The organism is Mesorhizobium sp. L-2-11 (genome assembly GCF_016756595.1).
Taxonomy (GTDB): Bacteria; Pseudomonadota; Alphaproteobacteria; order Rhizobiales; family Rhizobiaceae; genus Mesorhizobium.
This window is the reverse complement of record NZ_AP023257.1, coordinates 1,350,205-1,364,902: the sequence shown is the minus strand read 5'-3', so window position 1 is coordinate 1,364,902 and position 14,698 is coordinate 1,350,205. Positions and strand designations below refer to the sequence as shown.

At 63.6% G+C, this 14,698-nt stretch carries 17 protein-coding genes and 1 riboswitch; of the genes, 7 read left to right on the top strand and 10 right to left on the bottom strand.

The window, feature by feature from the left end:
* Positions 1 to 296 precede the first annotated feature (296 nt).
* Both hpt and JG739_RS06590 read right to left on the bottom strand, forming a co-directional pair.
* Positions 297 to 839: a hypoxanthine phosphoribosyltransferase gene (hpt, locus tag JG739_RS06595; RefSeq protein WP_128181711.1), complete on the bottom strand. Its 543-nt coding sequence runs from the start codon at positions 837 to 839 to the stop codon at positions 297 to 299.
* Positions 840 to 866: 27 nt separating this feature from the next.
* Positions 867 to 1,514: a hypothetical protein gene (locus JG739_RS06590; protein ID WP_202365768.1), complete on the bottom strand. Its 648-nt coding sequence runs from the start codon at positions 1,512 to 1,514 to the stop codon at positions 867 to 869.
* Positions 1,515 to 1,709: 195 nt separating this feature from the next.
* On the opposite strand from JG739_RS06590, the gene ftsE reads away from it, so the two are divergent.
* The 3 genes from ftsE (at position 1,710) to JG739_RS06575 (ending at position 4,149) form a co-directional block, all read left to right on the top strand.
* The gene (ftsE, locus tag JG739_RS06585; RefSeq protein ID WP_202365767.1) at positions 1,710 to 2,369 is read left to right on the top strand and encodes a cell division ATP-binding protein FtsE; all 660 of its coding nucleotides are present in this window, start codon (positions 1,710 to 1,712) and stop codon (positions 2,367 to 2,369) included.
* A complete protein-coding gene (locus tag JG739_RS06580; RefSeq protein ID WP_202365766.1) occupies positions 2,362 to 3,348 on the top strand; it encodes a cell division protein FtsX in 987 nt (328 codons plus the stop codon). The genes ftsE and JG739_RS06580 overlap by 8 nt, the downstream gene beginning before the upstream one ends.
* Positions 3,349 to 3,429: 81 nt before the next feature.
* Positions 3,430 to 4,149: a YdcF family protein gene (locus tag JG739_RS06575; RefSeq protein ID WP_202365765.1), complete on the top strand. Its 720-nt coding sequence runs from the start codon at positions 3,430 to 3,432 to the stop codon at positions 4,147 to 4,149.
* Between the two features lie 18 nt (positions 4,150 to 4,167).
* On the opposite strand, the gene JG739_RS06570 is transcribed toward JG739_RS06575, so the two are convergent.
* From JG739_RS06570 to JG739_RS06560, 3 genes are read right to left on the bottom strand one after another with little or no spacing between them, the layout of a single operon-like run.
* Entirely contained in the window at positions 4,168 to 4,791 is a 624-nt protein-coding gene (locus JG739_RS06570; RefSeq protein WP_202365764.1) for a pyridoxamine 5'-phosphate oxidase family protein, read from the bottom strand.
* Positions 4,792 to 4,803: 12 nt separating this feature from the next.
* A complete protein-coding gene (locus JG739_RS06565; RefSeq protein ID WP_202365763.1) occupies positions 4,804 to 5,274 on the bottom strand; it encodes a nuclear transport factor 2 family protein in 471 nt (156 codons plus the stop codon).
* A 36-nt stretch (positions 5,275 to 5,310) separates the two neighbouring features.
* Complete coding sequence (locus tag JG739_RS06560) at positions 5,311 to 5,862, bottom strand: carboxymuconolactone decarboxylase family protein (protein ID WP_202365762.1); 552 nt, start codon at positions 5,860 to 5,862, stop codon at positions 5,311 to 5,313.
* 107 nt (positions 5,863 to 5,969) lie between these two features.
* Between JG739_RS06560 and JG739_RS06555 the strand changes: the two genes are divergently transcribed.
* Together JG739_RS06555 and JG739_RS06550 are read left to right on the top strand one after the other, a co-directional pair.
* Positions 5,970 to 6,881, top strand: a complete 912-nt coding sequence (locus tag JG739_RS06555; RefSeq protein WP_202365761.1) for a LysR family transcriptional regulator — start codon at positions 5,970 to 5,972, stop codon at positions 6,879 to 6,881.
* Between the two features lie 79 nt (positions 6,882 to 6,960).
* Entirely contained in the window at positions 6,961 to 7,755 is a 795-nt protein-coding gene (locus tag JG739_RS06550) for a lysophospholipid acyltransferase family protein (RefSeq protein WP_202365760.1), read from the top strand.
* Between the two features lie 26 nt (positions 7,756 to 7,781).
* On the opposite strand, the gene JG739_RS06545 is transcribed toward JG739_RS06550, so the two are convergent.
* From JG739_RS06545 to JG739_RS06535, 3 genes are all read right to left on the bottom strand, one after another.
* Positions 7,782 to 8,399, bottom strand: coding sequence for a LysE family translocator (locus JG739_RS06545; protein ID WP_202365759.1), 618 nt, complete (start codon positions 8,397 to 8,399; stop codon positions 7,782 to 7,784).
* Between the two features lie 148 nt (positions 8,400 to 8,547).
* Positions 8,548 to 9,495, bottom strand: coding sequence for an aldo/keto reductase (locus JG739_RS06540; RefSeq protein WP_202365758.1), 948 nt, complete (start codon positions 9,493 to 9,495; stop codon positions 8,548 to 8,550).
* A gap of 116 nt (positions 9,496 to 9,611) precedes the next feature.
* A complete protein-coding gene (locus JG739_RS06535; protein WP_202365757.1) occupies positions 9,612 to 10,163 on the bottom strand; it encodes a gamma-glutamylcyclotransferase in 552 nt (183 codons plus the stop codon).
* A gap of 120 nt (positions 10,164 to 10,283) precedes the next feature.
* Here JG739_RS06535 and JG739_RS06530 point away from each other — a divergent pair, with 120 nt between their 5' ends.
* Complete coding sequence (locus JG739_RS06530; RefSeq protein ID WP_202365756.1) at positions 10,284 to 11,282, top strand: DUF2125 domain-containing protein; 999 nt, start codon at positions 10,284 to 10,286, stop codon at positions 11,280 to 11,282.
* Between the two features lie 53 nt (positions 11,283 to 11,335).
* Positions 11,336 to 12,262 carry a PfkB family carbohydrate kinase gene (locus JG739_RS06525; protein WP_202365755.1) on the top strand — a complete coding sequence of 309 codons (927 nt, stop codon included), beginning with the start codon at positions 11,336 to 11,338 and terminating at the stop codon, positions 12,260 to 12,262.
* A gap of 21 nt (positions 12,263 to 12,283) precedes the next feature.
* Here JG739_RS06525 and JG739_RS06520 read toward each other — a convergent pair whose 3' ends face one another.
* Both JG739_RS06520 and hisC read right to left on the bottom strand, forming a co-directional pair.
* Positions 12,284 to 13,219 (bottom strand): prephenate/arogenate dehydrogenase family protein, encoded by a 936-nt coding sequence (locus tag JG739_RS06520; protein WP_202365754.1) that lies wholly within the window; start codon positions 13,217 to 13,219, stop codon positions 12,284 to 12,286.
* Positions 13,220 to 13,225: 6 nt separating this feature from the next.
* A complete protein-coding gene (gene hisC, locus JG739_RS06515; protein ID WP_202365753.1) occupies positions 13,226 to 14,335 on the bottom strand; it encodes a histidinol-phosphate transaminase in 1,110 nt (369 codons plus the stop codon).
* 173 nt (positions 14,336 to 14,508) lie between these two features.
* Positions 14,509 to 14,586, top strand: a riboswitch (SAM riboswitch).
* Positions 14,587 to 14,698: the final 112 nt, after the last annotated feature.

Below are 14,698 nucleotides of genomic sequence, written 5' to 3'. Positions count from 1 at the left end.
TTTTCCTGAACCGCAACCGCAGTCAGGGAGAAATCCGGAGCGCGCCGCGAGCATCGGGTGTGTTGAAATTCAGGTCAGGCCGAGTCGAAAACAGCGGCTTCCGAGAACCGGAGCGGAGCGTACTTTTGGTACGTGAGCCCGCGCATGATTTCGAAATCGAATTTGATTTCGGAAAGGTCATGCGCAAAATCAGAGTTCTACAGCGTCCTTTGCGCGCCCAAGAAGGCGCGCGGCGCTGTAGTAAGCGCAGGAATCCGCTGTTTGCAGGCCGTGCCTCACCTGAATATCAGCACACCCTAGGCGTCGCCCTTGACGACGCCCACAAACGGCAGTTCACGAAAGGCGTGGGCGACATCCATGCCGTAGCCGACGACGAAATAGTCGGGGCAGTCGAAGCCGACATAGTCGGCGTTGAGCGCGGTCTGGCGGCGCATGCGCTTGTCGAGCAGCACGGCGATGGCACAGCTTTTGGCGCCGCGCGACAGCATCAGGTCGCGGGTGAACGACAGCGTCTTGCCAGATTCGAGGATGTCGTCGATCAACAGCACGTCTCGGCCGGCGACTTCATTGTCGATATCTCGCAGCACCCTAACCTCGCCGCTGGTGGTGCCGGCGCCGTAGCTGGAGATGAAGATGAATTCGACCTCGGGCGACAGGCCGACATCGTGCATGGCGCGGATGAGGTCGGCGGCGAAGATGAACGATCCTTTCAGCACCGAAATCACCAGAAGGTCGTGATAGTCGTGCCCGGCGATCTCCTTGGCGAGCTCCAGATTGCGGCGGGCGATCGCCGACGCCGAAAACAGGACCTCGATATCCTTGCCGCGCACGATTGGCATTGGCTGCCTTTCCAGAAATGATCGCCGCTAATTGGCGAAGGTGACCGAGACGGCCTTAACCCCGTTTCTAGGCACGTCGAGCCGGCTGGAAAAGCCAAATCTTTCGCCGGGCGCCAGCGAACGGTTAAATGTCGCCAGCCTGTAACGGGTTGTGCGCCTGTCATTGCCGGTGACCCGGACTTCCAGCGGTGGCAATGGCGACGGGCTGGCGCCGTCATTCGCGGCCTCGCCACCGACGAACAGGACAGGTTGCGGCCCGGACGCATCGATACGCGACGTAACGCCTGAAATGGTCAGGGCAGCGCCCGCTTGTTGCGCCGCCAGAAGAAGCGGCGTCTGGCGCACCAGCGCGTGGCCGCCCGAGATCCAGAAGGCTGCAAACGCGGCACTGAGGCCGGCTATCCAGAAGATCGGCCCGCCGCGCGACGCCCGCAGCCGTTCCATCGCCGCTACCGGCTTGCGCAGCATGTCCATGCCTTTGATCGATGGCGTGGTGATCACGCGCAAAAGCGGCAGCGAAACGCCCGTGCCGGCGGTTAAGCGCGGCAGCACCTCGTAGTCGGCGTCGAGGATGTCACCGGCTGGATCACGCACGATGCGTTCCGGCGCAGGATTTGCGGCCGTATCGGTCATGATTTCGCCGGAAACCGGGCGCGCGGTTCGATCGTCAGCCATCGCGGCCCCAGCACTTCGCACTTGTTCGCTCTTCGTTTCTTTTGCGTAAACGGAAATGGTTAACGCTTCCCCACCCGAAACCCTTGTGACGCGCCCAAAGAATCCCAAAATTAACCGAGGGTTAACCATGCCGGCCGATGGTCCTTTCTCAGAGAAGGTTGGCTCGTCGCCGCCGCAAGTTTCAGGTCGTCGAACGTGATCCGCTTCGAAAATGTCGGCCTCCGCTATGGCATGGGTCCGGAAATCCTCCGCGACATTTCCTTGCACATACCGGAGCGCTCCTTCCAGTTCCTGAGCGGCCCTTCGGGCGCCGGCAAGACGACGCTGCTGCGGCTTTTGTTCATGTCGCTCAAGCCGACGCGCGGGCTGATCACCATCTTCGGCAAGGACCGTTCGCGCATCTCGCGCGCCGAGCTGCCGCTTCTGCGGCGGCGCATCGGTGTGGTGTTCCAGGACTTTCGCCTGCTCGATCACATGACGACCTATGAGAATGTGGCCTTGCCGCTGCGCGTGCGCGGGCGCGAGGAGGCCAGTTACCGCACCGACGTGACCGAACTCTTGAAATGGGTCGGCCTTGGCGAGCGCATGCATGTGCTGCCGCCGGTGCTTTCGGGTGGCGAGAAGCAGCGCGCCGCAATCGCCAGGGCGCTGATCGAGCAGCCGGAAATCCTGCTTGCCGACGAGCCGACCGGCAATGTCGATCCGCCGCTGGCGCGACGCCTGTTGCGGCTGTTCATCGAACTCAACCGGTTGGGCACCGCCGTGGTGATCGCAACGCACGACCTCGGCCTGATGGAACAGGTCGACGCACGCCGCATGATCCTGTCCGGCGGAAGGCTGGATATCTATGACTGACCCGTCCGCTCGCCATGTCGAAGACCAACGCGCTGAGAGGGCTGCGACCCAGCGCGTTCAGCGCAAGATGGCGCCGATCGTGCCGGCGCAGAACATCGCCGGCCGGGCGCTGGTCCTGGTCATCGCCATCATGACGTTTCTCTCCTGCCTGACCTTCGGCGCGGTGACGCTGGTGCGCGACACCGCCTCGGTCTGGGAGAACCAGATCTCACGCGAGGCGACGATCCAGATCAAGCCGTTGGACGGCCTCGACATCGAGGCAGCCCTTGCCAAGGCCTCGCAGATCGCCGGCGAATTTCCTGGCGTGAAGAGCACCAGGATCGTCGACCGCGATGCCACGGCGCGGCTTTTGGAACCCTGGCTGGGGTCGGGCCTCAACATCGACGAGCTGCCGGTGCCGCGTCTGATCATCGTCACCATAGACGAGAGCAACCCGCCCGATTTCGCCGCAATGCGCGCCGCGATCACGCCGAAACTGCCCAGTGCCTCGCTTGACGACCATCGCACCTGGGTCGACCGGCTCGTCGCCATGGCCCGCACCACGGTGACCATCGGCATCGCCGTGCTGGCGCTGATGCTGGCGGCAACCGTGCTGACCGTGGTGTTCGCGACGCGCGGCGCCATGGCCGGCAACGGCCACATCATCGAGGTGCTGCATTTCGTCGGCGCCGAAGCGCGCTTCATCGCGCGCGAATTCCGCCACCACTTTCTCGTCACCGGCATGAAGGGCGCCGCCGCCGGGGGTGCGGCGGCGGTGTTCGTCTTCATCGTCTTCTCGTGGTGGTCGTCGCGCAACATGGCAACGCCTGAGGCCGATCAGGCGACCGCCCTGTTCGGCAATTTCGCCATCGGTTCGGCGGGCTATCTCGGCGTTGTTCTCATGGTGCTGGTCATCGGTGCGCTGACCGCGGCAACCTCCCATGTCACCGTCGTCACCTATCTCAGCGACATCGATGTCCGCCAGCCGGACGCCGGGTGATCACGGATAGAGAATTAGCGTAACGAAATTTGTGCTTTCCGACCTACTAAACGCCGCATTTCGGAGTTAACGATAAGGACGATGGACGCGCGCGACTCGACCGGAATGGCTGGACAGTTGCCCTTGGTGATTACGCGTTCAAGCGAGCGCGTCAAGCCCGGCCGATTGGCGAGCGCGCTACGCATCTCCGTTTTCTTTCTGCTCGTACTGGCAACGCTCTTTGCCGGCGGCTTCGGCTGGTTCGCCAACACCGTCAGCCGTCTCGCAACGCCCGTCAATCCGGCAAGGGCTGATGCCATCATCGTGCTGACCGGCGGCCATTCGCGTCTCGACGCGGCCATGGGTCTGCTTGCGTCCGGCAAGGGCGAGCGGCTACTGATCAGCGGCGTGCATCCTTCCGCCAGCCGCCGCCAGCTACAGGTCGCGACCCGCGGCGACAAGAAATTGTTTTCCTGCTGCGTCGACATCGACCGTGCCGCGCTCGACACGATCGGCAATGCCGAGGAAAGTGCCAAGTGGGTGGAAGACCACGCCTATGGCAGCGTGATCCTCGTCACCAACAACTATCACATGCCGCGCAGCCTGCTGGAAATGGGCCGGCTGCTGCACAACGCCAAGCTCGAGCCCTATCCGGTGGTCAACAGCAATCTTGGCAATGGCGGCTGGCTGACCAAGCCGAGAGCCTTGCGCGTGCTGTTCACCGAATACAACAAATATCTGCTGGCGCTGGCGCGCGGCATCGTGCCGGTCAAGCCAACGCCAACCGGCATCGCGCTGGCCGAGGCTGTTGCGCCGAACTGAGCCGATCTGGAACCGGTACTATTCCTTGACCGTGGCGCTGCGCAGCCGCGCGACCTCGTGTTCGAGAAGTTCGATACGCTTGTCCCGCTCGGCCAGCGCCGCCGCCACATCGGCAGCTTCAAAACGCTGTGGAATGTGCTGCGGGCAATTGGAATCCCACGCCGAAACCGTGAACATGATGATCTGCTCCGGGCGCGCCTTGTAGCCTTCAGGCATCAGCTTCGCCATCAGTTCGGCGTCCTGTTCGACGACCCGCGCGCTGCCCCAGATCTTGATGCGCTGCCGATGCGCATAGTCGATCAGGAACAGGAAAGCCCGCGGGTTGTCGTCCAGATTGCCCTGGGTGATGAATTGCCTGTTGCCGGAGAAATCGGCGAAGCCGATCGTCCGCTCGTCGAGCACCTTGAGGAAGCCGGCCGGCCCGCCGCGATGCTGGATGTAGGGCTGGCCCTCACCATTGGCCGTCGACAGGAAGACGCTGGTCTGCGCCTCGATGAAGGCGGCGAGGTCGGGCGTGATATCGGCTTGCCAGCCGCCGCGCTCCTCGACGCGGGCATAGGCCGCGCGTGAGCCTTTGCGGGCCTGGATCGCCTTGACGGTTGGCGTAAAGGCGACATCGCTGGTGAAGACGTGAGCATTCATGGAAAGCCTCCTTCAAAGGCCGAGTTCCGATAGAGAGGGATGACCGTCCGGCCGGCGGCCAAGCGGCCAATGATATTTGCGGTCGGCCTCGAGGATCGGCAGGTCGTTGATGCTGGCGATGCGCAAGCGCATCAACCCATGCTCATCGAACTCCCAGTTCTCGTTGCCGTAGCTGCGGAACCACGAGCCGCTGTGGTCGTGCCATTCATACGCGAAACGCACGGCGATACGGTTGTCGCGGAAGGCCCAGACCTCCTTGATGAGCCGGTAGTCGCATTCGCCAGTCCATTTGCGTGTGAGGAAGGTCTGGATGGCCTCGCGCCCTTGCAGGAACTCGGCCCGGTTGCGCCAGCGGCTGTCGATTGTGTAGGCAAGCGCGACCCGTGCCGGATCGCGGGAGTTCCAGACATCCTCCGCCATGCGTGCCTTCTGTGCGGCGGTCTCGGCGGTGAATGGCGGGAGCGGCGGGCGGCTTTCAGACATGGGAACTCCTTGCGACGGACTCAACGCTCGCTGAACTCAGGCTGCCCTGCGGGCAGAAACGACCGGAAAGTCGATTTCCGTCCCGGCAACCTCATTGACATAGTTGGTCCAGACATTGAGAGCGACATGCTGGACGATCTCGATGATCTGCGCATCGTCGTAGCCTGCGAGCCTGACGGCGCTGAGATCCTCGTCACCGATATGGCCGCGGTCGCGCGCAATCTTGGTGGCGAAACGCACGGCTGCGGCGGCCTTGGGATCGTTGGAGCTGCCCGCGCGATTGGCGGCCATTTCGGCATCATCAAGCTTGGCGAGATTCTTGCCGAGATAGCTGTGAGCGGAAAGGCAGTAGCTGCAGCCATTGACCTCGGCAACCGCCAGAGCAATGCGCTCGCGCGTCGGCGCGGGCAGGCGGCCTTTGGCAAGCGCTCCAGACAGGCTGAGATAGCCTTCAAGCGCAGCCGGGCTATTGGCAACAAGCCTGAAGAGGTTTGGCACGACGCCGAGTTGCTTCTCGACGGCATGTAGCATCGGCTGCGACGCAGCAAGCGCGGTCTCTATGGACGCGGGTGTAGGGATACGGGGCATCGGCATTCCTTCTCGTTGATCAGCTTCGCCGCCAAAACATGGTCCCTTCCATCATTCGGATGTAGATGCCATATTAGCAACCTATCCTTCCATTTTCCGGGAGAAATATGGATCGCCTCGAGGCCATGTCGCTTTTTGTCGCCGCGGTGGAGGCCGGCAGCCTTTCGGCCGCCGGGCGCCGTTTCGGCATCCCGCTGGCAACGGTCAGCCGCAAGGTCTCCGACCTGGAGCGGCATCTGAAGACGCGTCTTCTGAACCGCTCGACGCGGCAGCTGACGCTGACCGACGCAGGTCACGCCTACCTCGCTGCCTGCCATCGCATTCTCGACGAGGTCGGCGAGGCTGAGCGGACCGCCGCCGGCGAATACAGCGCCCCGACAGGCGAACTGATCATCACCGCACCGATCGTCTTTGGCCGCCTGCATGTGCTGCCGGTCGTCACCGGCTTCCTCGCTGCCTACCCCGACGTGGCTATTCGGCTAATGCTTGCGGACCGGATAACCCAGTTGACCGAGGAGCACATCGATCTCGCCGTCCGCATCGGCCAGCTTCCCGACTCCAGCCTTGTGGCCACCCGCATCGGCTCGATCCGGCGCGTTGTTTGCGCGAGCCCGGCCTATCTGGCCGAGCACGGCACGCCGGAGACGCCGAAAGACCTCGCGGCACACAGCTGCGTCACCTTCGAGGGGCTCACCGCTCCTGCCGCATGGACTTTTTCCACCGGCAAGAGCGACCTCACGGTTCCGATCCGCTCACGGCTTCGGGTCAACACCGCGGAAGCGGCGATCGATGCTGCGATTGCCGGCATCGGGTTGACGAGGGTGCTTTCCTACCAGATCGCAGCTTCAGTGCGGTCGGGCACCCTCCGCACCGTGCTGGAGGCATTCGAGCCGCAGCCATGGTCGGTCAGTCTCGTGCATGCCGGCCAGGGCCTGCTGCCGGTGAAACTGCGCGCGTTCCTCGACTTCGCCGCTCCACACCTGAAGAAGCGGCTGGTGCAAGAAACGTGGCAGGCCTGACGAACGGGCCATCGCGCCGTTTCCTTTTTGTCCGCGCTTGGTGTAACCAACGCACACCTCCTCACCGGGCACTTCCCACATGCTCCTTATTCGCTCGTTGGCGTTCAACCTCGTCTTCTACGTCAATCTGATCGTCCAGATGATCCTCTGGACCCCGTACTATTTCCTGTCGCCTCGTCACCGCGCCTGGTTCGTGCCGAAATTCTGGTCGCGCACCAGCATGTGGCTCTATGACAAGATCGCCGGCACCAAAAGCGAGATCACCGGCCAGGAAAACCTGCCCGAGGGTTCCTTCATCCTGGCACCGAAGCACCAATCCTTCTGGGACGCGATCGCCTTCTTCCCGTTCCTGCAGGATCCGATCTACATCCTCAAGCGGGAACTGACCTGGATCCCGTTCTTCGGCTGGTACATCCTGAAAATGCGGATGATCCCGGTCGACCGCGGCAGCCGCTCGAAGGCGCTGAAAGCGGTGGTCGCCGCGACCAGGCAGGAGCTGGCGCGCAATCCCCGCCAGCTGATCATCTATCCCGAGGGCACGCGCCGGGCGCCGGGCGACGAGCCGGCCTATAAATACGGCATCGTCGAGCTCTATACCCAGCTTGGCATTCCGGTGGTGCCGGTCGCCCATGTCGCCGGCCTCTATTGGCCGCGGCGGAAATTCCTGCGCTATCCAGGCACGATCAAGGCGCGCTTCCTGCCGCCGATCCCGGCGGGTTTGGGCAAGGAGGAATTCATGGAACGGCTGATCGGCGAGACAGAAGCCGCCTGCGACCAGCTGCTCATCGAGGCGTCCCAGGCGCCAAACCCGCCGCCAATGCCGCCGACGGCGGTAAAGCGGGTAAGGGAACTTGGCTCCGATATCCCGGCCTGAACCATCTGCCTGGTCGGCAGTATCCCCTAGGGAATCACAGCCAGCGCCGTTGTCAAAACCAGGGTTGCCGCGAACGTCAGATTGATGATCGGCGAGGCCAGCGGTTTGCGCAGGAAGCGCGCAAACGCTGCCCCGGCGAGAAGCCACAGGACATGGATGGCGATGATCATCGAAGCGAGGACCGCCAACTTGAGCCCTGCATCGAGCTCACCGGCAGAAGACGTGCCGGCAAATACGGCGGCAATCGCCACATAGGCTTTCGGGTTGGCGACGGCCAGAAGAAACCCGCCGAGGAATGTGGGACGTGACGCCCCGCCGGTACGCGCTGCCAGAGGCGGGGCCGTTGCTATCTTGAAGGCGAGGTAGAGGATGTAGGCTGCGGATGCCACCGCCAGCAGCGGTGTGAGCTTTGGCACTGAGGCGAGCATGGCCGTAATGCCCGTCGCCACGACCAAAAGCACGGCGACCGTACCAAGAATGATGCCCGAGGCGTAGCGGAGCGAATCGCGCAGGCCGAAGGCGGCGCCAACCGCGGTGACGCTTATCGTCGCCGGCCCCGGACTGCCCATCACGACCGCCGATGCCAGCACAAGCGCGAGCAATTGCTGCCATAGTTCCGGATGGGAAAAGACCAGTTCGGCCATCTGTATACCAGTATCCAGGCGCGGTGCCGGCAAATGGTATGGCAGGGCACACCAAGGCGTCTTGAATGATCGTGCAGGGAGCCTTCCGGCGCAGGCCGCGCACGGTCCTTGGCTGCTGTTTGATCAAGCCGCCGCTTCGCGCTGGCGTTTATGCGCTCGCGCTGTCGAGCTCGGCGATATCGTCGGGACGGAGCTCCAATGATGCGGCGCGGACGAGGCTGTCGACCTGGTCCAGCGTCGTGGCGCTGGCGATCGGCGCGGTGACGCCGGGCCGTGCGATCACCCAGGCGAGCGCCACTTCCGCCGGCTTGGCCGCGTGACGCCCCGATACGGCGTCGAGTGCCGCCAGGATGCGCATGCCGCGCCCGTTGAGATAATTCTTCACGTCGTCGCCACGCGCGCTTTTGCCGAGATCGGCTTCGCTGCGGTACTTGCCGCTCAAAAACCCTTTGGCGAGGCTGAAATAGCTGACGACGCCGATATCCTCGGCCATGCACAGATCGCGGAGCGCCCCATCGAAGGAGGCGCGGTCATAGAGATTGTATTCCGGCTGCAGCACCGCATAGCGCGGCAGGCCTCGCAGGCTTGCCACGTCGAGCGCGGCGCGCAACTGGCCGGCGTCGAGATTGGAGGCGCCGACATGGCGGATCTTGCCCTTGTCGAGCAGCTTTTGGTAGGCGCCGAGCGTTTCCTCGTAAGGGGTGGCCGGGTCCGGCCAGTGCGACAGATAGAGATCGACGACATCGGTCTGCAGCCGCTTCAGCGACGCATCGATGGCCTTTTCGATATAGGCGGCGGAGAGATCTTTCCTGCCCTGCCCCATGTCCGACCCGACCTTGGTGATCACCACGACCTTGTCGCGGTTGCCGCGGCTCTTCATCCATTTGCCGATGATCGTTTCGGATTCGCCGCCGTTGTTGCCGGGAGCCCAGCGCGAATAGGAATCGGCGGTGTCGATGGCGTTGAGGCCGGCGCCGACGAACCGGTCGAGCAGGTCGAAAGAGGTTTTCTCGTCGGCGGTCCAGCCAAAGACGTTGCCGCCCAGAACCAGCGGCGCGATGGATAGGTCGGTTTGACCGAGACGACGTTTCTGCAAGGCTGATCTCCGTGGGGAATGGAAAGAAGCGGGCGAAAAGCCCCGTGACCGGCTTAACCTATGGCGGGCCGCACCGACGTCAAAGGGCCGGCCGACTTTTGCAACCGACCAGCGCTTCACAAAGGCGCGAGCCGACACGCTACCTCTTCCAGCCAATGGTCGCGGATCCCCAGCGCCTCGAGGTGCTCCAGCGTGCTGGACACGTAGTCCTCATTTTTTCCCGACTGGCCGACGGCGCCGCGAACGACGCTCGCCGCATCGGCAGCATCGAGCGCACCGGCATATTGCTCGTGGGTACGGTCGACGACATAGGCGACAGCCTCGACCGTCTCGCCCCCACCCTTATCGGCCTCACGCGTGTTCCCCTTGTCGAGGCGAATGCTAAGCATGCGCTCGAGATAGACATTGGTGACCAGCTCGCGCTCGCGCAGATAGGTGATGACCTCGTTGCGCAGAGCGCCGGGGACGCGGAACGCCAGCCCGATGCAGGAGCCGCCACGGTCGAGGCCGAGCACCAGGCCGGGCCGTTCGCGCGTGCCGCGATGCACGAACGAGTAGACGCACAGCGAGCGGCGGTAGCCATGGAGGCGGGCGCGCCGCGTCTCGACATGCGCAAATCCCGGCCGCCAGATTAGCGAGCCGTAGCCAAAAACCCAAAAATCGCCCATATCGCCGAGCCTGGTTGCAGCACCGCACTGGAATCGGTGTTTTTTAAAATCCGTCTCCGTCTACCCGATCTTGCCGGAAACGACAGTCCCCTCCGAACACGCGCCAACGAGAGCCGCAGCATGACGTCAAATGGCGAACACCCGCCGAATTTTCTCCGCCGGCTGTTCTGGCTCGGCGTTTTCATCGTCGTGCTGTTCGGCCTCTACAGCGCCGGCTGGTTCTACCTGGCAGACAAGGTCAAGAGCGAAGCCGGCAAAGCGGTGGCCGAGCTCAACGGCAATGGCATCGAGGCGGACTGCGCCAATCTCACGGTCAGCGGCTATCCCTCGAGCTTCGCCGTTTCCTGCGACAGTCTGGCATATCAGGACGACACCAGGAACGTCGCCGCCTCGCTCGGCAGCCTCAAGGCAGTCACGCACATCACCCAGATCCTGTCGCCTGGCGCCGACCTGCGCGGGCCGCTCAGGACCTCCGTGCCGGGGATGGCGCCGCTGTGGATCGACTGGGATAATCTGCGAGCGAACGTCAGACTGTCCTGGCCGCTGCCCCGGCGCGTTTCACTGGAGGCAGAGGGCCTGTCAGCCCAGACCGATCCGGCCGATGGCACAGACCCGGTCGAGCTGTTCAGCGCTGGGACAGCGGCCGGAGAATTGCGTCCGAACGGCCAAGACATCGACTATGCCGGGAGTTTTACCGATCTCGAAATCGATCCGGGCGCAATCGATGGCCGCGTGCTGCCGCCGCTCGACGGCGGCGGCGACGTGACGCTGAAGAACGGCGTGGCGCTGATCAAGACACAAACAGAGAGCCTGCGCGGCCAGGCGGTGGATATCGGCAAGCTCGATCTGTCGTCGGGGAGCGCGCGCGTCACCGTTTCCGGACCGGTTTCGGTCGATGCCGACGGGCTGATCGACGCCGATTTGATGATCAGGCTCAGCGATCCGAAGGCGGTGGCGGAAATCCTTGGCAAGGCCATTCCCGAGCAGAAGAGCCAGATCAAAACCGGCTTTGCCGGGCTGGCGCTGCTTGGCAACGAACCGTCGATGCCGCTCAAGATCGTCAAGGGCAAGGCCTCGCTCGGTTTTATCCCGCTGGGCAGCATCGAGCCGGTCGATTAGGCGATGATTGCGAACCTCCAGTTCGGAAAGACCATGGCCAAACAGGAAGATAGATGAACCGCCCGGTAAAGCTCCTGAGCGTTGGCGCGCTGACGCTCGATACGATCCTTCGCGTCGACACGCTTCCGGCGCGTCAGGGCAAGTTCATCGCGTCCGACGGCGTCCAGATCGCCTCCGGGATGGCTTCGAGCGCTGCCTGCGCCGCACGCCGCCTCGGCGCGGACGTATCGCTGTGGGCGAGCGCGGGACACGACCTCGTCGGTGATCAGCTGGTCGCCGGCATTGAGGCCGAAGGCGTCGATTGCAGCTTTGTCCGGCGCGTCACCGGCGCGCGATCGGCACTGTCGGCCATCCTGGTCGACACGCATGGCGAGCGCATCATTGTTCCGTTCTATGACAAGCTAGCCCAGGCCGACCCCGAAGTGCTCCCCACTCAGGATCTCACCGCATTCGACGCCGTCCTGGTCGACGTGCGCTGGCCGGGCGCGGCAGCTCTGGCCCTGATGGCGGCGCGCGCAATCGGCCGTCCAGCCATACTCGACGCCGACACCGCGCCACGGGACGTGCTGGAACGGCTGTTTCCGCTCGCCTCGCACGTCGTCGCTTCGGAGCCGGCGGCGTTCATCCTCTGCGGTGAGGAGCAAGGCCCGCAGGAGGCCTGTGACGCGCTGGCCAGACGCACCGATGCATTCGTCGCGGTGACCTGCGGCGCAGCGGGAAGCTGGTGGTTCGACCGCTCGGTGGCGTCGGTGCGCCACGTCGCGGCGCCAAGCATCAAGGCAGTGGATACGCTTGCCGCCGGCGACGTGTTTCACGGCGCCTTTGCCGTCGGGCTGGCCGAGGCCATGCCGATCGAACGGACATTGCGCTTTGCCAGCGCCGCCGCCGCGCTCAAATGCCTGCGCTTTGGCGGCAGGCTGGGCGCGCCGGACAGGGCCGAGACGCTGGCGATGATGGCAGCTCACTGGCCGGCGGACTGACGGCCGGGTGGTCGAGACAGGCTACTGCTTGGCCGGGTGCTCGACTGCCTGCCGGCCAAAGTCCGGTACGTCGATGTCCTGGCCGGCCTCGATGATCGAGCGGCGCACGGCGCGGGTGCGGGTGAACAGGTCGAACAGCTTTTCGCCGTCGCCCCAGCGGATCGCCCGCTGCAGCGAGGCTAGATCCTCCGAGAACCGTGCCAGCATTTCGAGGATGGCATCCTTGTTGTGCAGGCAGACATCCCGCCACATCGTCGGGTCGGAAGCGGCAAGGCGCGTGAAGTCGCGAAAGCCGGAGGCCGAATATTTTATGACCTCGGACTTGGTCACCGACTCCAGATCGTCGGCGGTGCCGACGATGTTATAGGCGATGATGTGCGGCAGGTGCGAGACGATGGCCAATGTCATGTCGTGATGCTGGGGATCCATCGTATCGATGTTTGAGCCGCAGCGGCGCCAGAATTCCGAGAGTTTTTCCAATGCGGCCGTATCGGTGCCGGGCAACGGCGTGAAAATGCACCAGCGGTTCTCGAACAATTCGGCAAAGCCGGCGTCCGGACCCGATTTTTCAGTGCCGGCCAGTGGATGGCCGGGAATGAAATGCACGCCGGCAGGCACATACGGTTGCATCTGCGCAATGACCGAGGCCTTGGTCGAGCCGACATCGGTGAGGATGGCGCCCTGCTGCAGCGCCGGTGCGATTTCCTCGGCGACCTCGCCCGAAGAGCCGACCGGCACCGAAACGATGACCAGGTCGGCATCGCCGACCGCCTGTTTCGCGGCCGTCGTGTAGGAGGAGCCGAGGCCGAGTTCGCGCGCCCGCGCCAGCGTCGTTTCGCTGCGCGTCGAGATGGCGACGTGACCGGCAAGGCCTTCGCGATGGATGACGCGGGCCAGCGACGAGCCGATCAGGCCGATGCCGACCAGCGCGATCTTTTCGAACATCGGTGATGCCATGGTGTTCTAGCTTTTCAGAAATGTCGCCAGCGCCGCGATAACGCCGCGATTCGCCTCTTCGGTGCCGATGCTCATGCGCAGCGCATTCGGGAAGCCGTAACCGGAAACGCGCCGCAATATGTAGCCGCGCGCGGACAGGTAATCGTCAGCAGCTGCCGCCGAATGTTTTTTGTCGTCGGGAAAGTGGATGAGGACGAAATTGCCGACGCTCGGCGTCACCCGCAGTCCGAGCCTGGTCAATTCCTCGCTCACCCAGGTCAGCCAAGTCTGGTTATGCGCCACGCTGCGCTCGACATGGGCGCGGTCGCGGATCGCGGCAATGCCGGCCTCGATCGCCGTCGCGTTGACGTTGAAGGGACCCCGCACGCGGTTGATCGCATCGATGATATGCATCGGCGCGTACATCCAGCCGATCCGCGCGCCGCCGAGGCCGAGCTTGGAGAAGGTGCGGGTCATGACCACGTTTTCCGCGCCAGCCACCAGTTCGACGCCGGCTTCATAGTCGTTGCGGCGGACATATTCGGCATAGGCTGCATCCAGCACCAGAAGCACGTTTCGAGACAGGCCGGCATGCAGGCGGCGCACCTCCTGGAACGGCAAATAGGTGCCGGTCGGGTTGTTGGGATTGGCGAGGAAGATGATCCTGGTGCGCGGCGTCACCGCGGCGAGGATCGCATCGACGTCGGCGCGCTCATTGGTTTCCTTGACCGAGACCGGGACAGCACCTGCCGACTGGATGTAGATCTTGTAGACCATGAAGCCGTGTTCGGTGATCACAGCTTCATCGCCGGGCGCGAGATAGGTCTGCGCAAGCAGGCCGAGAATCTCGTCGGAACCATTGGAACAGACGATGTTCGCCGGGTTGAGGCCATGCACCTCGGCGATTGCCTCCCGCAGGCGCCTGGCGGTGCCGTCGGGATATATGTCGAGCTTGGCCGCGACGTCGCGCGCGGCTTCTATCGCATTTGGCGAGGGGCCGAGCGGGTTCTCGTTCGACGACAGTTTGTGGACCTTGACAACGCCGGCCGGCGCCGTGCTTTTGCCCGGCACATAGGCTTCGATCTCCATGATCCCCGGGCGGGGCGTTGGACGTGCCTGATCCGATGCCTGGTTCATACTGCAAAAATCCGTCGAGAACGCTTCTGCTGCTCCAATGCGATGCGAATTTCGGATCCGCCACACTGGAAGCCGCCGCGGAAATACAAGCCGTGGCCTGGAATGTCGAGAGGCGGCAATGATCGGTGCGTGACTGGCCGTTGACGCCGAGGCGCGCCGGTCCTAGAAGAAGGGCGAAATCCCGTGGTGATTTGGCCGGTCGGCTTGCAGCCACGTTAAACAACTCGCTAAAGGGCCGTTTGCATCCTGTAACCGGCTTTGCGAAGGCAATGCCGGTTTTTTTGTTGTCCGCAGCCGGCCGGACAGTCGCATCGATCCGAAAATCGCAATCGACTTTCGGAAAACGCGATGGGTTGATGTAAG